The organism is Nocardia sp. NPDC056100 (assembly GCF_042266325.1).
GTDB lineage: Bacteria > Actinomycetota > Actinomycetes > Mycobacteriales > Mycobacteriaceae > Nocardia.
The window spans coordinates 871,010-889,274 of sequence record NZ_JBHJVY010000002.1 but is presented as its reverse complement, the minus strand read 5'-3'; the positions used below and the strand labels follow the sequence as shown (position 1 = coordinate 889,274).

15 protein-coding genes are annotated in these 18,265 nt (G+C 65.4%); 9 read left to right on the top strand and 6 right to left on the bottom strand.

Features of this window, described 5'->3' with window-relative positions; all coding sequences use genetic code 11:
- Window position 1: 1 nt before the first annotated feature.
- A complete protein-coding gene (locus ACFC0O_RS16050) occupies window positions 2-877 on the bottom strand; it encodes a 3-hydroxyacyl-CoA dehydrogenase family protein (protein ID WP_375958385.1) in 876 nt (291 codons plus the stop codon).
- Between the two features lie 131 nt (window positions 878-1,008).
- Between ACFC0O_RS16050 and ACFC0O_RS16045 the strand changes: the two genes are divergently transcribed.
- The 5 genes from ACFC0O_RS16045 (at window position 1,009) to ACFC0O_RS16025 (ending at window position 8,322) form a co-directional block, all read left to right on the top strand.
- Window positions 1,009-2,442 (top strand): sugar porter family MFS transporter, encoded by a 1,434-nt coding sequence (locus tag ACFC0O_RS16045; RefSeq protein ID WP_375958383.1) that lies wholly within the window; start codon window positions 1,009-1,011, stop codon window positions 2,440-2,442.
- Window positions 2,443-2,755: 313 nt separating this feature from the next.
- The gene (locus ACFC0O_RS16040) at window positions 2,756-4,552 is read left to right on the top strand and encodes an FAD-dependent oxidoreductase (protein WP_375958381.1); all 1,797 of its coding nucleotides are present in this window, start codon (window positions 2,756-2,758) and stop codon (window positions 4,550-4,552) included.
- Window positions 4,549-5,706, top strand: coding sequence for a calcium-binding protein (locus ACFC0O_RS16035; RefSeq protein WP_375958379.1), 1,158 nt, complete (start codon window positions 4,549-4,551; stop codon window positions 5,704-5,706). The genes ACFC0O_RS16040 and ACFC0O_RS16035 overlap by 4 nt, the downstream gene beginning before the upstream one ends.
- Window positions 5,707-5,863: 157 nt before the next feature.
- Window positions 5,864-7,306 (top strand): carotenoid oxygenase family protein, encoded by a 1,443-nt coding sequence (locus tag ACFC0O_RS16030; protein WP_375958377.1) that lies wholly within the window; start codon window positions 5,864-5,866, stop codon window positions 7,304-7,306.
- A gap of 113 nt (window positions 7,307-7,419) precedes the next feature.
- On the top strand, window positions 7,420-8,322 hold the full coding sequence (locus tag ACFC0O_RS16025) for an oxygenase MpaB family protein (RefSeq protein ID WP_375960736.1): 903 nt from the start codon (window positions 7,420-7,422) through the stop codon (window positions 8,320-8,322).
- Between the two features lie 18 nt (window positions 8,323-8,340).
- On the opposite strand, the gene ACFC0O_RS16020 is transcribed toward ACFC0O_RS16025, so the two are convergent.
- The 3 genes from ACFC0O_RS16020 to ACFC0O_RS16010 are packed head-to-tail and all read right to left on the bottom strand — an operon-like array spanning window position 8,341 to window position 10,946.
- On the bottom strand, window positions 8,341-8,865 hold the full coding sequence (locus ACFC0O_RS16020; protein ID WP_375958375.1) for a cytochrome C5: 525 nt from the start codon (window positions 8,863-8,865) through the stop codon (window positions 8,341-8,343).
- A gap of 35 nt (window positions 8,866-8,900) precedes the next feature.
- Entirely contained in the window at window positions 8,901-9,662 is a 762-nt protein-coding gene (locus ACFC0O_RS16015) for an IclR family transcriptional regulator (RefSeq protein ID WP_375958373.1), read from the bottom strand.
- Window positions 9,663-9,695: 33 nt separating this feature from the next.
- On the bottom strand, window positions 9,696-10,946 hold the full coding sequence (locus ACFC0O_RS16010; RefSeq protein WP_375958371.1) for an MFS transporter: 1,251 nt from the start codon (window positions 10,944-10,946) through the stop codon (window positions 9,696-9,698).
- Window positions 10,947-11,272: 326 nt separating this feature from the next.
- On the opposite strand from ACFC0O_RS16010, the gene ACFC0O_RS16005 reads away from it, so the two are divergent.
- The 4 genes from ACFC0O_RS16005 to ACFC0O_RS15990 all read left to right on the top strand — a co-directional run bounded on the left by ACFC0O_RS16005 (window position 11,273) and on the right by ACFC0O_RS15990 (window position 15,464).
- Window positions 11,273-12,916, top strand: coding sequence for a bifunctional 3-(3-hydroxy-phenyl)propionate/3-hydroxycinnamic acid hydroxylase (locus tag ACFC0O_RS16005; protein ID WP_375958369.1), 1,644 nt, complete (start codon window positions 11,273-11,275; stop codon window positions 12,914-12,916).
- Window positions 12,913-13,485 (top strand): VOC family protein, encoded by a 573-nt coding sequence (locus ACFC0O_RS16000; RefSeq protein WP_375958367.1) that lies wholly within the window; start codon window positions 12,913-12,915, stop codon window positions 13,483-13,485. The genes ACFC0O_RS16005 and ACFC0O_RS16000 overlap by 4 nt, the downstream gene beginning before the upstream one ends.
- Complete coding sequence (locus ACFC0O_RS15995) at window positions 13,482-14,417, top strand: fumarylacetoacetate hydrolase family protein (RefSeq protein WP_375958365.1); 936 nt, start codon at window positions 13,482-13,484, stop codon at window positions 14,415-14,417. Before ACFC0O_RS16000 ends, ACFC0O_RS15995 begins: the two co-directional genes overlap by 4 nt.
- Before the next feature lie 303 nt (window positions 14,418-14,720).
- Window positions 14,721-15,464, top strand: coding sequence for a hypothetical protein (locus ACFC0O_RS15990; protein ID WP_375958363.1), 744 nt, complete (start codon window positions 14,721-14,723; stop codon window positions 15,462-15,464).
- Between the two features lie 63 nt (window positions 15,465-15,527).
- Here the strand turns inward: ACFC0O_RS15990 and ACFC0O_RS15985 are convergent, their stop codons facing one another.
- Together ACFC0O_RS15985 and ACFC0O_RS15980 are read right to left on the bottom strand one after the other, a co-directional pair.
- A complete protein-coding gene (locus ACFC0O_RS15985) occupies window positions 15,528-16,463 on the bottom strand; it encodes an amidohydrolase family protein (RefSeq protein ID WP_375958361.1) in 936 nt (311 codons plus the stop codon).
- A gap of 24 nt (window positions 16,464-16,487) precedes the next feature.
- A complete protein-coding gene (locus ACFC0O_RS15980; RefSeq protein ID WP_375958359.1) occupies window positions 16,488-18,242 on the bottom strand; it encodes a CocE/NonD family hydrolase in 1,755 nt (584 codons plus the stop codon).
- Between the last annotated feature and the right edge of the window lie 23 nt (window positions 18,243-18,265).

Genomic DNA, 18,265 nt, shown 5'->3' with positions numbered 1-18,265 from the left:
ATCAGTTCTGTTTCGGCTGCGGATAGTCCGCGTAGAAACCTTCGCCCGACTTCACTCCGAGCTTGCCCTCGGCGATGTACTTCCGTAACAGAATGCGTGGTCCCTCAGGCAGATTCGGGTTCTCCTGCGCGTAATGCTCTTCGATATCGAGTACCACGTCCAGACCGACCTGGTCCATCATCCGGAAAGGACCGGCTTTGGTACCGAAGTTCATCGAGAACATCGCATCGACGTCCTCCGGAATCGACACACCTTCGTACACCACCTCGAGCGATTCGCGTTTGAGGGCGGCCCAGATCCGATTGAAGATGAATCCAGTGCTCTCCTTACGGCAATGGAAGGGATGCAATCCGTACTCGGGAAAGGTCGTGAGGACGAAATCTATCACCTCGGGGGCGGTGTTCCCATCGGACATCACATCGAGCGCCGTCGCCCCGGGCGGCATGTAGAAATGCGTATTGAGCATGCGATCGTTGGTCTTGAGCCCGTCGGTGAACAATCGGCTCGCGTAGGACGAGGAGTTCGAGGCGATGATCGCATCGGCGGTGCAATCGGTCTCGAGCTGGGCGAATATCGCCTTCTTCAATTCCAGTTTCTCCGGCACCGCCTCGATCACCAGCCAGGCGTTCGCCACGGCATCGGCCTGGTCGGGCACATAGGTGACCGTGCCCGGCGTGCCGCCATCGACTTTCGCTGCCACCGCGGGCAATTCGCCCATCGCGTAGTCGACGGCCTGCTTTCCCTGCTCGGCATTCGGGTCGGTGATATGCACCTGCCCACCCCGGGTGGCGAACATCAGGGCGACCCGTCGACCGAGAGTGCCCGCACCGACGACGGCGACCGGACGATTGCGATAATCCAGCGGAAGCGTGCTCACGAATGGCTCCTTCGGTCCGGGAGAACAAGGTTCGGGGACACTGCCTTCGGTGCTCGTTCTCAGCACTGTAATACGCTCGGTACGGCGTTCTACCCAACCTTCAGCGATAGCCAGGTGACGGGAGCGGCGTTATGCAGGGATTCTCGCGGGATGCGGGGGTGCGCGGGCCTCTCGAACAGATTCCGGCCGCCGGTAAACGCAAGGTGGTGGCGTGGGCGACGATCATCGCGGTGGGGGGATTCCTTTTCGGCTACGACACCGGCGTCGTCTCCGGTGCGCTGCTGTATATCAGCGCGGAATTCGAGCTGAATTCGGCGCAGCAGGGCAGTATCGTCAGCGTCCTGCTGATCGGCGCGATGGTCGGCGCGATGTCCGCGGGCCGGATCGCGGACCGCCTCGGCCGGCGCAGGGCGCTGGCCGTCGAGAGTGCGGTATTCATCGGCGGCACATTGCTCGCGGTGGCGGCTCACGACTACTGGGTGCTGCTGATCGCTCGTGTCGTGCTCGGGCTGGCGGTCGGTGCGGCCTCGGCGACGGTACCGGTCTACCTCTCGGAGATATCTCCCGCCGAGATCCGGGGCCGGATCCTGAGCATGAACCAGCTCTTGATCACCGTCGGCATCGTGGTGTCCTATCTGGTCGACCTCGGCTTCTCCGGAAGTGGGAGCTGGCGTGCGATGTTCGCGGTCGGACTCATACCGGCGGCGGTGCTGTGTGTGGGCGCGTTGTTCGTGGTTCCCGAGTCCTACGTCTGGCTGCTCGCGCGCGGGCATGACGAGCAGGCCCGGGGACTGGTCGCCGGAGTCGCGGGGCCCGAGTTGGCCGATCGCGTGATCGAGCGATTCCACGAACAACAGCAGGAGACCGAGGACTCCGAGCCCGCCGGTATGCGCGCGCTGCTCGCGCCTCGGGTGCGCCCGGCGTTGATCGTCGGGGTCACCATGGCGGCGATTCAACAGTTCGGCGGTATCAACACCATCATCTATTTCGCTCCGACGATCATCGAGCAGACCGGGCTCAGCGCCTCGAATTCGATCTTCTATTCGGTATTCATCGGCCTGGTCAATCTGATCATGACCGTGGTCTCGATGAGTACCGTCGACCGGTTCGGCCGGCGTGCGCTGTTGCTCGCGTCGCTGCTCGGGATGCTGATCACCGTGTCACTGCTCGGGCTGACCTTCATCGCGCAGATGAGTCCGACGCTGTCGCTGGTCTTCATGGTGTTGTACATCGCGTGTTTCGCCGGCGGGCTGGGCCCGGTCTTCTGGGTGATCGTCGGTGAGATATTCCCACCGCGGTTGCGCGCCCAGGGCTCCAGCGCCGCGACCACGGTCAACTGGTTCTCGAATTTCGTTGTCAGCCAGGCGTTCCTGCCGCTGGCCGGTGCGCTCGGGCAAGGCCAGACTTTCCTGATCTTCGGTGTCATCTGTCTGCTGGGACTGACGTTCGTCAGCCGCTTCGTGCCCGAAACCAAGAACGGAAGCTACCCCGAGATCGACGCCTCACTGCACGAGCGCTTCGAGCACGGGCGTCACGCCGACTCCGCGACAGGCACCGCTCGCTGAATCCGACACTCGCGCATACTCTTTGCCGCCATCCACGGGACGGCCATGGGGCGCACCCAGCGGTTGTGACCCTAACCACTCGACCTTGAACAGCGCCAGAATGATCACTAACTTAACTGGCATATCGGTAGCATTTTATGCGCGTTGGGTGGGGTCTCGACATGGCGAATTACAGATAACTTCCTGCTTCTGAACCGCGCAGATCCTGCCGCGGCGAGCGATGGGGCTCGTTACCGGTTGACCGGGCAATTCCACAGCGCCGCCGGGCTTTTCGTGCCCGGCAGGCGCCATCATCACGCAGTTGGAGAATGGGATGGTTGATTCGACGCGCCTGGACAAGGGCGTCTCTCCGATTTCTCGCCGTACCCTGCTCAAGGTCGCGGGGGTCGCCGCGGGGGGAACAGCGCTCGCCGGAACCCGGAGGAACACCGCGCGTGCGGGGGCCGACACGGGCCGGGTCGCGGTGCTCGGCGGCGGCGTCGCCGGGCTCAGCGCCGCGCACGAGCTGGCCGAGCGGGGTTTCGCCGTCACCGTGTACGAGCGAAAAGCCTTCGGCGGCAAGGCCAAAAGCATGTACGTGCCGGGCACAGGCACCGATGGCCGCCGGGATCTGCCCGGCGAGCACGGGCATCGCGGCTACTTCGGCTTCTACCGCCACCTGCCCGATACGCTGGGCCGAATTCCGTTCCCCGGCAACGCCAATGGCGTGCTGGGGAATCTGGAAACCCTGGCCGATGTCAGTCTCGCCCGCGCCGGACGACTGCCGGATTGGGTCCTGGAAGACCCCATACATACACCCGGGCAGATCAATCTGGACAGTCTGCGCCAGATGCTGATCGGCACCATCGCGCACGCGGTCTTCATTCCGCCGTGGGAGGCCGCCTATGTCGTGGACCGCATTCTGGTGTATCTGACCAGCTGCGATGAACGGCGATACGGGCAGTGGGAGCACGTGTCGTGGTGGAACTACCTCGGCGCACCGTCGCGATCGATCGACTATCAGCGGGTGTTCGGCGGGTCCGCGCAGATCATCCAGGCGCTCAAAGCCCATGTGGCCAGCGCTCGTACGGCCGGACAGGGCATCGAATCGATCCTGTTTTCGGGATACCTGCAGCTCCCGGGCAGCTCCGGACCGCTCAACCGGGTGATGAACGCACCGACCAATGAGGCTTGGATCGACCCGTGGGTCCGGTATCTCGAATCGATCGGGGTCGAATTCCGGATGCCCGCCGAAGTCGTCGGCTTGGATCTGGACGGTGATCGGATCGGCGGAGCGCGGGTGCGCGGCCCCCGGGGTACCGAATCGGTGCGCGCGGACTGGTTCGTGCTCGCCGTCCCGCTGGAACGGGCCACGCCGCTGCTGGCCGACTCCGAATTGGCCTCGCGGGACCCGCAATTCGAGAAGTTGAAGCAGCTGCAGACCTCATGGTCCAACGGGATCCAGTTCTATCTCAACCGCAAGCCCGCGGTGCTGCGCGGTCATGTCGCGCATATCGACTCGCCGTGGAAGCTGGTCTCACTGCCGCAGGGGCAGATCTGGAAGGAGAACTTCAGCCAGACTTGGGGATCGGGCCGGGAGCAGGACTGCCTGTCGGTGGTGATCTCCGATTGGGTCGAGGAACCCGGTGTGCTGTACGGGAAACCGGCCAGCCGGTGCACACCGCAGCAGATCGCCGACGACGCCTGGGCGCAGATGAAGATGCACCTCAACGATTCCGGCGCGGACATTCTCACCGACGACATGATCGAGTCCTACTTCATCGATCCCGCGGCACAGGATCTGGGCACCGATGAGCCCTACAACGATGAACGCTATTTCCTGAACACCGTCGGCTCGTGGGAGCTGCGCCCAAGCGCGCGGACCGCGATTCCGAATCTGTTCCTGGCCGCGGATTATGTTCAGACACCGAAGAATATCGACTTCACCTCGATGGAGGCCGCCAATGAAGCCGCACGGCACGCGGTCAACGCACTGCTCGACGCGGCGGGCTCACGCGAGGCGCACGCCGCGCTGTTCGACGGCTACCGGCCGCCCGAACTCGAACCGTTCAAGGCGGTCGACCGGGCACGGTATCTGGCGGGGCAGCCGAACCTGCTGGACATCGGATGAGCCGCGGGCGGGGTGGCATCGTGCTGGTCTCGCTCGCCATATCGGTTGCGGGGACGGTGTTTTCGATAGGGCCGGCCACGGCGCAGCCGCCGAGCTGCCACGGTCACCCGGCCACCATCGTCGGGGCCGGGTATATCCAAGGGACCCCGGGTGACGATGTGATCGTCGGGTCCGACGGCATCGACTGGATCGACGGCGGCGCGGGCAATGACATCATCTGCGGGGGCGGTGGCAATGACTTCGTCATCGGCGGCCTCGGCGATGATCTCGTGGACGGCGAGGCGGGTACCGATGCGGTCATCGGCGATCAATTCGCCCTGGTGGGCACCATCGATGCCGACGGCGGAAACGACGTGGTGCTGGGCGGTCCGGGTGATCTGGACATTATCGCCGGGGATAACGCGGTCATCGTCGGCGATGTCTCGGGCCACGGCGGCAACGACGTGCTCGACAGCGGCCCGGGCAACCTGGACATCCTGCACGGAGACAACGCCTCGTTCCGGGGCAATGCCTCCGGCGCGGGTGGCGATGACCAATTGACCGATGCCGCAGGGGATCTGGAGATCTTCGTCGGCGACAACGGTGCCATCACCGGTGTCGCGAGCGGGCCGGGCGGCAACGACACCATCACCGATTCCTCCGGGTCGGTGTTCTCGATGAACGGTGACAACACCAGCTTCTACGGCGCGAATGGTTTGGGCGGCAACGACTTTCTCACCGGACCGCCCGGCGGGTCCGGGTTCGTGGTCGGTGACAATCAGTCCGCCCTCGGACCCACGGTCAGCGGTCCGGGCGGTGACGATGTCATCGTGCTGGGCGACGGGCCGAACGGTCTCGGAGCGCCGGTCAAGGGCGACAACATCGTCGCCGCGCTCGATGTCGCGATCGACGGCCTGGTGCTGGGACTGCTCGGCATGCCCGGGGTGCAGCGGATGCCGATTCCGGTGTCGGTGCTCACCGGGTATCTGCCGGGGCTGTTCGGCTACACCCAGGGAGGCGGCAATGACCGCATATCGGTTGGTCGCGGGAATGACAGCATCGACGGCGGCCCGGGCGACGACAAGATCGACGGCGGTGGCGGAGTCGATCGCTGCGACGGGGGATCGGGGCGAAACGTGGTGCAGAACTGCACAATTGGTGCCCCGACCGGCTGATCGGCACCCACGGGGTCAGGTCACTCGGGGAGGAATTGACATTAACATACGCGTTGACTCGAGTCGTTCAGGCTGAGAGACTGAGGTGGAAACCATCTCAACGTCTCTAAGCGGCCGTGACGGCGCGTAGAGCCGAACCAGAGGGAGAGGAAGGCTCATGTCCCCGGTCACCGAGACCCGCAACCCGCTCGCGCGCGCATTCGAACCCGCCGTGGAGTGCCCCGAGGAGGTCGAACTCGCGGTGACCGGCACGATTCCGCACGAGCTGCGCGGCACGCTGTACCGCAATGGACCGGCGCGGTTCGAGGCCGGGGGCTTTCGCGCCGAACACCCCTTCGACGGGGACGGGCTGGTGACCAAGTTCGTCATCGACGCGGGCACCGTGCGATTCCGGTCCCGCTACGTGCGAACACCGAAATTCCTTGCCGAGGAACGCAATCGAGGCGCGGGCGTGCGCGGCCTGTACAGCAAGGCCGCCGGGCTGCGCGCCAACCTCGGGCGTCCACCCGCCGATAACGCCAACACCCACGCCGTGGTGCACGCGGACCGGCTGCTCGCACTCAGCGATGTCGGGCGGCCGTGGGATATCGATCCGGTCGACCTGAGCACCAAGGGCCCCTGCGATTTCGACGGGACGCTCTCGCGTCTGTCCCGTTTCTCGCCGCATCCGAAGATCGATCCCGTCACCGGCGAGCTGTTCAATTTCGGATTGGATCTGGCTGTGGGGCGCAAGATCTCGCCGTCGTTGCGCTGCTATCGCGTGGATCCTGCGGGGCGGGCGCGCACCCTCGGGGTGATCGCGCTCGATGATGTCATCGTGCAGCACGATTTCGCGATTACCGAACACTTCCTGGTGTTCGCGCTCGCGCCGATCACGGTGGACCCCGTGCGGGCGGGACTTGCCATGCTCGGCAGGGGAACCCATGGCGATGCCGCCGCGTACAGGCCTGAGCGCGGCATGCGCATCGTGCTGGTGCCGCGCGATGGCGGCAGACATCGGATCATCGAATGCGAACCCTTCATCTACGTGCACATCGACAACGCCTACGAGGACGGCGATGACGTGGTGCTCGATGTGGTGCGCCACGACTCGCTCGAATTCCTTACCGGCGCACTGAAGAAGTTCCGTGACGGCCTGCCCGCCGTCGGGCGCCCGGTGCGTGTGCGGATCACCCGGACCGGCCGCGTCGAACGCGAGGATCTCGGCGAATTCACCTCGGTCGAATTCCCCATGCACGATGAGCGGCGCACCGGCCAGGCGCACCGGTTCAGCTACTTCGCCGCCTATCATCCCGAAAGTGCCGGTGCGATAGTCAAATTCGACCATCACACCGGAGGCGAACATCGCCATGAGTTCACCGCCGGGGAGTTCCCGGGTGAGCCGGTGTTCGTGCCGCGATCGGCCACCGCGGCCGAGGACGACGGCTGGATTCTGGCCCTGACCTATCTCGCGGCCGAACATCGCACCGCGCTGATCATCTTGGACGCCAAGGACATCGAACGAGCTCCGCTCGCCATCGCGCGGCTGCACGGGCACGTATTCCCTGGATTTCACGGCAGTTTCACCGATCGCGTCGTTCCTGCCGGAGCTGCGCGCTGATTCGAGAAGGGACCACCATGACCCTGGACACACCGCGCTGGGAACCCAATTACGATGACCCGCACAGTGATTCGTATGTCGAGGAGGATCGCGCGCCCACCGTGCATCGCCGTATGTCGGTCGCGAAAACTCCCGAGCCCGGCAGCGCGCCGCCGCTGACCCTGGAACAGACCCGCATCAATATTCCGTCCGTGCACCGCGTCGGCGGCAAACGGCTACCGCAGCTGCCGGACGCGCTCGACTTCTGGGGACTGTCCAACGCACCGGCGAATGTGGCCATGCAGATGGCGTGGCCGGAGGTCGGACGCGGCGTGGTGGAGAGCACGGTCGAATCCGGTGCGCTCATGAAGCATCCGTGGAAACGACTGCGCACGACCGCCTCCTACCTGGCCGTGGCCATCCTCGGCACCGACGAGGAGAAGCAGGCCATGCGTGCGGCGGTCAACGTCGCGCATCGGCAGGTGCGGTCCCAGCCCGGTGCGAAGGTCAAATACAACGCCTTCGACCGCAATACCCAGCTGTGGGTGGCCGCGTGTCTGTACGTCGGCTTCGAGGATTCCTACCAGATGCTGCACGGCAGAATGAATTCCGAACAGGCCGAGGCGTTCTACTCCACGGCGTCGGCACTCGGCACGACCCTGCAGGTGCACCCGGATATGTGGCCCAAGACCCGAGCCGATTTCGACGCGTACTGGCTCGATGCCTGCCGGCGAGTGAGCATCGATGAGCAGGTGCGGCAATACGTCGACGACCTGCTACACCTGCGCATGATCCACTGGTACCTGCGGCTGTTCTTCGGTGGCCTACTGCGCTTCCTGACCGCCGGATTCCTGGCACCCCATATGCGCGAACACATGGGCGTGGCCTGGACCGCGGCCGATCAGCGCCGCTTCGAACACCTCTTCCAGTTCGTGGGCTTCGTCAACCGATTCCTGCCCAAGTTCCTGCGCAGTGTCGGCGGCCCGCAGATCGGCTATGTGCGGCACCGGATTCGAAAGCACCAGCCACTGGTGTGATGATCCACGCCGGTCAGGTCAGGGATTGTCCGCCGCGCTGAGATGGTCGAGGAGGTCGTCGGCCGACTCGAATTCCATTGTCTCGACATCGTCCTCCCTGTCGTCCACCGCGACGCCGTCGACGGCGAGATCCTCATCGAGTTGGACTCGAATCCAGCTGTCGGGGAACTGTTTCGGGGCGGCGAAGGACAGCAGGGTCGCATCGTGGAAGACGACAGTGGAGCTGAGGGTCAGGTCGTCACGTAGGTCGATCGGTTCGGCGATGGGTTGGTCGCCGACGGCCTCTTCGATTTCCTGTGCGATCGAATCGATGATCTGGTGCCAGTGTTCGGGGGTGATGGTGAGCAGTCGCTCGATCGCGGCCAGCAGGACGGGGGCATCCGGGTCGGGGTGGTCGTCGAGTTCGGGATCGACGTTCACCGCGACATCGACTCCGGCACTGGGGATTCGGGCGGTTCCGTGGATGAAGTCGTCGGCGATCTGCGGGTCGAAGAGCAGCCCGCTGCGGGCGATGTCGTCCTCGAGTTCTTCGAGCGGGGTCATTGGCGACACCTTTTCATGTTTGCGGGCTAGGTAGGTCAGCCGAGTCGGGTGGCGAGTTCTTCGACGGCCCAGCGTAATTCGGTGGCGAGTTCGTCGATCTTGGCCGCGGGGATGCGGAACGACGGGCCGGACAGGGACAGCGCGCCGCGGACACCGCCGCGGGTGTCGTGGATGACCGCCCCCAACGCGGTCAGGCCGGATTCGGATTCGGCGTGGTTGATGCCGTAGCCGCGCGTACGGACCTCGTCGAGGTCGGTCTCCAGCGCGCGGCGGGTGTGGACGGCATCGTCGGTGCCGCCGGTGAGGCGGGCGGTGGGGTAGCGGCGGCGGAGTTCGGTGGAATCCAGCACCGCGAGAAGGGCTTTGCCCGCGCCGGTGGTGTGGGCGGGGGTGCGGTGGCCGGTGCGCAGGCCCGCGCGGATCACCTGTTTACCTTCCACGCCATCGACGAAGACCAGTTCGGTGCCCTCGAGGGTGACCAGGTGGACGGTTTCGCCGGTGCGTTCGGCGAGTTGCTCGAGGATGGGACGGGCGGCGGCTTTCAGATCTGCCGCGCCCATGACGGCGATGCCGAGTTCGACCAGGGCCGGGCCCGCACCGAAGGCTTTGGTGGCGGGATCCTGGCGGAGCATGTCGCGTGCCTGCAGGGTGGTGAGCATGCGGTGCGCGGTCGAGCGGGCCACACCCAGCTCGCGCGCGACCGCGGCGATGCGGAGTTCGGGTTCGTCCTTGAGCATCAACAGGATTCGGATGGCGGTGTCCACGGATTCGATGGGATATCCGGCGGCTACGGCCACGGTTCCTCCTGCTGATGCGACCGCTGGTTCGGTCTAGGGCGTTCTGCTGACCAGAACACTGTACTCGGGCTGGGACGCGGGGCGAATCAGGACGACGAAGGCGGCGGCGATCACCGCGGGCACGATGAGGGCGTAGAAGCCGATGGCTGGCGCGGACCAAGTGCCGGTGACGGCGCTGACGTAGGCGGGTCCGGCGATCGCGCCGACGCGGCCCAAACCCATGATCAGCCCGAGTGCGGTGCCGCGCAGGCGAAGTGGGTAGGAGGCGGTGATGTAGGCATTGAGCAGGTTCTGGGTGCCGAACGCGCCGATACCGGCGGCCGCGGACATGAGCAGGATCAACCAGGTCGCTCCGGCCGCACTCAGCGCGAGCATGGCCACCGACGCGCAGGCCAGGCAGGCGAGGATGGTGGCCTTGGTCCAGCCGCGATCGGCGATCACGGTCGCGATCAAGGTGCCCACGATCGCACCACCGTTGAAGGCGACGGTGAATCCCAGGGCGGAGCGCAGGTCGTGCCCGTTATGCACCAGCAGGGTGGGCAGCCATACCGCCACGGCCGACACCAGCAGCAGCACGAAAAAACTCGCGGTGGAGAACAGCACGGTGAGACGGCGGAATCGCGGTGAACGCAGCGCGCGCAACGGCGCGTGTTCCCTGGTGTGCAGACCCGCGGCCAGATTCGGCACCAGATACCAGCAGGCCGGAATCAGCAGCAGGGCCAGCGCACCGAACAGGAACAACCATTGAAATGACCACTGCGGCAATACCGCTCGGCCCACGAACGCGACGACCACTCCACCCAGCGCGACACCGCATTGCGCGGCTCCCACATAGAACGCCCCGCGCCGCGCCGGTGCCGCATCCGCGACGAAGGTGACGGTCAGGGTGGTCAGCCCGCCGATCCCGATCCCCGTAAGTCCCAGACCGAGCGCGAATATCGCAAGTCCGGGCGCGAAGGTGCTGATCATCATGGCGATCGACACCCACACCAGGCAGACCAGCACCGGCGCGCGGTGACCCCAGGCGTCGGCGGCCCGTCCGGCCAGGAAACCGCCGATCGGCATTCCGACAGCCAGAACACTGCCCAGCATGCCGATGGTGGCATCGGTCGCATGCCAGGGCTCGTAGTCCAGCAGCGATGGCCCGACGGTGCCAAGTGCGCCCAGATCCCAGCCCTCGAGCATCATGATCAGCACGCCGAGGGCGAGTATGCGGCGTGGTCTGGCGGGGTTCGGCGGATTGCCGGACGGGGTGTCGACGGTCGGTCGAGTGTCGGTGGACATGCGGGGACTACCTCTCGTACCAGGGTGGAGCGCGACGCTGCGGCCACCGTGAATGCCGAACCGGCGGTACTGATTTCGGCCTGACAGGCGCGTTCGAGCTGGCCCGGGACGTCTTCTCCGGGCCGGAATCAGGCTCGCCATGTGTTCTGCGACACAGAACGTATACCTGTGTGCGGAACAACGCAAGAGTCGCCATTCTTGACGCGACCCACAAAAAGTGACTACTGTGCAGAACATGATCCGCTCTACAGAACAGAGTGAGCGTCGATCGAGTGCGCCGGGGAGCTCCCGTGGCCCCGCGCACGGCACAGAGATCGGAATCGAATATGAATCCTCCACTGGCGCAGGGCGAATCCTCGCTGCGCGTGGTGATCGCGGGCGGTGGCCCGGTCGGTTTGACGGCGGCGAATCTACTCGCGTCCGCGGGCGTGGACGTGGTGCTGATCGAACGGAACCCCTCGACCAGCGATGAGGCCAAAGCCATCAGCATGGACGCCGAATCGCTGCGGGTACTGCACGGACTGGGCCTGGGCGCACGCCTGGACGCGGTGATCGCACCGGGGACCGGCGTGCGGTTCTACGGCCGTCGACAGCAGCGACTGTTCCAGGCACGCGGCGCGCGGCCGTATGTGTTCGGCTATGCGATCAAGAGCCAGTTCTCCCAGCCCGAACTCGAGCAGGTGCTGATGCGGCAACTGGACCGCCGGGACCATGTCACGCTGCATATGAGCACCGAACTGGTCTCCTACCGGCAGGACGCCGACGGCGTCGAGGTCACGCTGCGCGGCGCGGGCGGGGTCGAGGACACCGTGTACGCGGACTATCTGCTGGGCTGCGACGGCGGCCGCAGCACCGTGCGCAAACAGGCCGGAATCACCATGGCGGGCAGGAGCTTCGACGATGTCTGGCTGGTGGTCGACACCGTCGGCGACAGCCATGACGACCGGTGCAGCATGCATTTCGGCGATCCGGACCGGCCCCGGGTGATCGTGCCCGGCGGCGAGGGCCGCTGCCGGTACGAGTTCCTGCTGCGCCCGGGCGAGGGTGATGCCCGTGAGCAGCCGCCCTTCGAGCTGATCCAGCGGCTACTGGCCCCCTACCGCACCATCACCCGGGACCAGGTGGAACGGGCGGTCAACTACCGCTTCAGCGGGTTGGTGGCCGAGCGCTGGCGTGATCGACGGGTGTTCCTGCTCGGCGATGCCGCACACATGATGCCGCCGTTCGCGGGCCAGGGCTTGAACTCCGGCATCCGCGACGCGGCGAATCTGTGCTGGAAGCTGGCGTTGCTCGATGCCGGGTATGCCTCGCCGCAACTGCTCGATTCCTATGCGGCCGAACGCAAACCGCATGCAGAGGTCACCGTGCGCGCCTCGATCCTGCAAGGGCGGATCGTGATGACCACGAGCCGCGTGGCCGCGCGAGTGCGTGATGCAGTGGTAGCGGTCATCCTCCGGATACCCTGGGGGCGAGGGTATCTCGTACATCTGAAGTACCTCCCCAAACCGCGCTTCCGCAGCGGGCTGGTGGTCCGGGACGGCTCGCCCGCCGACGAGCTCGTGGGCTCGGCGCTGGACCAGCCCTGGACCCTGCACCCGGACGGTGCCACCCGCCGCCTGGACGCGGTACTCGGTGATCGCTTCAACCTGCTGGGAGTCGATGTCACCGACCAGGAGTGGGAGCGCGCCATCGCCGCACTCCGTCCGCTTCCCATGCGCTGCGTCGATGTCGTACTCGGTGATCGACGCCCCCGCACCGGCGGATCGCGCCCCGCCATCGGTGATGCCGACGGCGAACTCGAGGCGCTGCTACATCCGGCGGCGGGCAAGTTCGTGCTGCTGCGCCCCGACCGCTATGTCGCGGCGGTCTTCCCCTCCGAACATGCCGGTGCGACCGCCGCGCGCTTGCGCGCGGTGCTGGGCACCGGCCGACTCTTGGACACCATCTCCGCAGCGAAAGGTAAGCAATGACAATCGATTTCACACCCGCGATCGCGGAACTGGGCCACGTCGGCATCCGCTGTTTCGATATCGCGCGCCAGCTCGAGTTCTACACCGGCACGCTGGGGCTGACCGTCACCGACCATGACGAGAAGCTCGGCGTCTGGTTCCTCTCGGCCCGTCCCAATACCGAACACCACGAGGTCCTGCTCGCCTCGGGCCGCACCGCCGCCGCCGATGCGCAACTGCTGCAACAGGTGTCGTTCCGCTGCGCCTCCCTCGAGAGCGTGATCGGCTTCTTCCGCCGCTTCCGCGAACAGGGCGTGCGACTGGACATGGTCGTCTCGCACGGCAATGCCGTCGGCGTGTACTTCTACGACCCCGAGGGCAATCGCTGCGAGGTGTACTGGCAGACCGGATTCGAGGCGCGCCAGCCCTTCATCGAGCATATCGACCTCGATACCGATCTGGATCAGCTGCTCGAGCGCATCCGCGCCTCGGTGGATCGCTACGGGAGCACCGGTTTCACCGAGCCCTCCTATGTCGAGTGGACCACCGCGCACAACGTCACGGCAATAAATACAGGAGAATCCGCGTGAAACTGACCCGCATTCGCACCGCCGCCGGAGCCGTCCGCGTCGGCATCGTGGAATCCGATGGCATCCACCTGCTCAACGACCTCGACGATATCGCGCCACTGCTCAATGACCCCGAGCGCTCTCTCGCAGAAGCCGCACTCGCCCGGGGCACTTCGGGCGAGGTACTGAATCCCGCAGACGTGCAGTATCTTTCACCGATCGCCACACCGCCGACGGTGCGCGACTTCTACGCGTTCGAACAGCACGTGCGCGCCGGGCGCAAATGGCGCGGTCTGGACATGGACCCGGATTGGTATCGCATCCCGGTGTTCTATTTTTCCAATCCCTATGCCGCGACCGGAAGTGGCGATATCCCTATTCCCCCGGGCAGCACCAAGTTCGATTTCGAACTCGAGGTCGGCGCGGTGCTCGGCGGTTACGGCCGCGATGTGACCCCGGAGCAGGCCGAGGGGCTCATCGCCGGTTTCTGCATCCTGAACGACTGGAGCGCACGCGATTTGCAGAAACGCGAAATGACGCTGTCCATGGGACCGGTGAAGGGCAAGGACACCGCCACCGGCCTGGGTCCGTGGCTGGTCACCCCCGACGAGCTGGCCGCGTTCAAGGAGGGCACCGGATATCGGCTCGCCATGCGCTGTGAGGTCAACGGGCAGAAGTACACCGAGGCCGTCTGGTCCGATGTGTACTGGTCCTTCGCCGAGATGATCTCCTATGCCTCACGCGGCACCGAGGTGCGGCCGGGCGATGTCATCGGCAGCGGTACCTGCGGCACCGGCTGCATCAATGAACTGTCCCAAACACATTCGCCCGAACAGTTCCCGTTCCTGCGCGAGGGCGATGTCGTCACCGCCTCGATCGAGGGTCTGGGCGTATTGGAAAACCGTATCGTCGCGGGGGTTCCGGCCAATCCCTTGCGCGAGGGAACGATCTGACCGCCTGAATCCCGTCCACCGAAAGCCCTTTCCGCACAATGCGGAAAGGGCTATTCGGCGTTTGCGGTAAACGTTCTATTAACGTCCATTATTCGCGCGATTTATACCCCTATTCCGATTCAACATAGGTTTGAAGTGTCGTAGGTCACCTGATAGTTTCGAATGTGATCCGGTACACCTCAAATGGATCGGATCCCGAGCGAATTCGCATTACGCGATTCGCGGAAATCTCCGGCGCACAACGCATTGCGAGTCCTCGCGCGCGCCGAGAAGAGAATATCCAGAGAGATGGAGATGAGGCCGATGAAGACCTCGACGAACAAAGCCCGCCAGGCGGTCGTGATCGCCGCTATCGCGGTGTCCGCCGCGGTGGCAGCCGCGGGAACCGCGCACGCCGATGCGGCCCCGGCGAACACCGATCCGAGCCGTCTGAGCGTGGAGATCCTGCCGGGCGTGCGCTACACCAGCGATCTGTCCGACGGTTCGGTCGTGCTGAGCTCGCCGATCGGGACGCTGACCACCCAGGGCGGTCAGTTCCAGGTGCAGGACCCGATCGGTGCCACCGTGGTCGGTGAGCAGTTCGCGGCGCCGGTAGCCGCTGCGGTACAGGTGGATTCGGCCGCGCCGACTTCGGTCGACTCCGTGGCCGCCGTCGCGCCCGTGGCCGGTCCGGGCGATGCGGTCGATCCGCAGGAGCGCTACAGCCGCGCCCTGGGTGCGGCGGCCACCCAGTTCGGTTTGGCGACCGGTATCGGGTCCCTGGTCGGTGGCACCATCGGCCTGGTGGGCGGCTGCGTGCTCGGTGCGTTCACCGGTGGCTCGCTGTTCATTCCGGTCAGCGCCGGGACGCTCTCGCTGCCGGCCGCGGCGGCGGGTTGTGTTGCGGGCGGGGCGATGGCGGGCGGCTTCGGCGCGGCCACCGGTGCCGCGCTGGTCGGTATTCCGGTGGGTATCGCGGCGGCGTCGCAGTTCTTCAGCACCATCAACGCACCGCAGCCCGCGGTGCAGCAGCCGGTCGCGCAGCAGCCGGTGCCCGTTCAGCAGTAGCGCGTGAACACTGATGGCCCGCACCGGAATCCGGTGCGGGCCATCATGTGTGTCGAAGCTGATTCAGCTGAACAGACGTACCGAGTTCTCGTACATCACCTTGTCCAGCAACCCGCCCTGCAGAATCTCGGCCGCGTCCAGACGCTTGGCGTTGATATCGATTTCGGGCAGCGGAGTGAACGGAAAATCGCTGCCGTAGTGGATATGTTCGGGATCGGCGACGCTCAGCAGCGCGGGCAGTTGCTCGGGCACCGGCATACCCGCCAGATCGAAGTGCAAGCGCCGCAACGCCGTACGCATGGGATCGGTCTTGCCGACCATCTTCGCGCCGATGACATCCACGCGCGCGGTGATCATCGGCAGCACCGCGCCGGCGTGCGGCACGATCACCCGGATATTGGGATAGCGTTCCAGCGTGCCCGAGAGCACCAGATCGGTGACCGTGCGGGTGGTGTCGAAGAGGAATTCGAGCATCGGGCGCGGATAGCGCAGCGGCTCAGCGGCACCCGTGCAGGCCCCCGCCGGGCTGGTGGGATGCATGAACAGCACCGCGCCCCGCCGATCGAGTTCGGCGTACACCGGCGCGAGATGTTCGTTGCCCAGGTACATGCCGTCGAAATTGGTTTCGACGACCACACCCGCGGCATCGAGTTCGTCGAAGGCGTAGGCGATTTCGGCCAGTGCGGCATCGACGTCGGGCAGGGGAGTGGAGGCGAAGAATTCGAATCGATCCGGATGGGCGCGATGCAGGCGTGCGCCTTCCTCGTTCACCCGCCGGGCCAGATCACGCGCGGCAGCGTCATCACCGAAATGCACGCCGGGCGAGGAGATCGACAGGTATGACTTGCGCACGCCGAGGCTGTCCATGGCCTCGAGCGCGGCGTTCTCACTCCACTGCGGGATGAAGGGGATGCCGTCGGGCTGCGCATGACCGTTGGCGGCCAGGGCTTCTCGATAGAATTCGGGTAGGTAGTGACAGTGCACGTCAATTCTGGTCATGGGTTCTCCTGAATTGTGGTGGGGTTACCGGTAGGTATGGCCCGCGTCGGTGAATTTCGGTGGGATCACCGGGATTTGCAGATACGCCTGGTACGCGCCACCGGTGTGCAGGATGTGCCGTCCGGTATTGCAGGTCTGCCAGGTCAATGGTTCGAACCAGTCGCCGCGAATGTAGTGCCCGGCGATCTGCACGCGAATGCGCTGGCCCGCGTGCCAGATTCGGCTCGTGGGCCAGATCGGGACGTCCACGGCCACGATCTCGCCGGGGCTGAGCTTGTCCTCGCCGCGCTGGGCAAGGACCGGGTGGAAGTCGGTCGACTTCTGCTCATCGAGCGCGCGCCGCGAGACGCGGAGCTTGCCCCACGCGCCGGGATGCGGATGGTCCAGCACGTGGGTGGGGATCCATTCACCCGTGGTGCTGAGCTTCTGGATATTGACGAACAGGTCCATATCGTCGTTGCCGTCGGCCTCCACGTACAGGCGCAGCGTCGAATATCCGGTCAGCTCGGTCTCTTCGGGCAGGGTCATATCGAAGGTGACCACCCCGTCGGCCGCGTCGTAGGAAGTGCTGGAGGCGGTGGCGATCGGTTCGGGGGAGAGCGAGCCGGTCGCGGCATCGAGGTAGAGCTTGTCGTATCGTGTTCGCGCCAAGGGGAATTCGCGCTCGGGACGGCTGACCTGGTAGTCGCAGTCCAGCGCGTCCATGACCTCGAGGCGCACGCGCGGGGTCAGCTCCCACCCGTTGTGGATGTCCTTGAGGTAGCAGTCGAAGAATCGCTTCAGATCCTCGATATTGCCGGGGGAGTACATATCCGGCCATTCGAAATCCCGGTGTGCGCGAATCCATTTGCGCTCATCGCCCACATGCCGGAAGCCCTCGAAGGCACCGTGCAGGTGGAAGTGGCTCCAGGAGGCGGTGATATAGCAGGGCACCTGGATCTGGGTCAGATCCGCGACCTTATCGCGCCAGTAGTTGTTGAAGAATGGGTAGCGGCGGCCCATTTCGCCGATGTCCTCGACCAGACCCGGACCGGACAGGAACCCGGTCAGTGCCGAATGGAAGGTCAGGCCCGGAACCCCGCCCTCGTACATGGCCTCGTTGAAGATGTCCGAGGTGCCCTCCCACGGGGCGATGCAGGCCAGGTGTGGGGGCTGCTGTGCGGCGATCGCCCACTGGGTGACCGCGACGCCGGAGTTGCCGGCCATGCCGACTTTGCCGTTGCACCAGGGCTGTTCGGCCAGCCATTCGACGAAGTCGTAGCCGTCGCGGGCGTCCTGGGAGCCGTGGAAGTTGATATTGCCCTGGGAGTGTCCGATACCGCGTGGGTCCACATTGGCGACCGCGTAGCCGACGTGGCACCAGTAGCCGGGATCGACCGATTCGAACTTGGCCATGAGTGAAATCGTCTCGCGGGGAACGCCTTTGACATTCCACTCGGTCATGCCGTCACCGGGGCGCTTGCCGAAGTAGCTCCAGGAGATGATCACCGGGACCGGCACGTCGGTGTCGGGGCGGTAGATATCGGTGTAGATCACGGTGCCGTCGCGCAGGGTGACCGGCTGGTCCTGATCGCATCGGATTCCGGGCGCGGCCTGGTAGCTGCGGGTGTGGAAGGGCGGGCAGTAGCCCAGGTAGCCGTTGCCCGCGAATTCGTCATCGCTGCCTTCGCCGAGGTCCGGCGGGCGGCGCGCGGGTTTGTAGACCACGTCGAACTGTTCACCGTTATGGGTTTCGGTGACGATCGTGGATTCGGTGCCGCGGTGTGTTTCCGCTGTCATGGCGCTCTCCTTTCGGGTGGCTC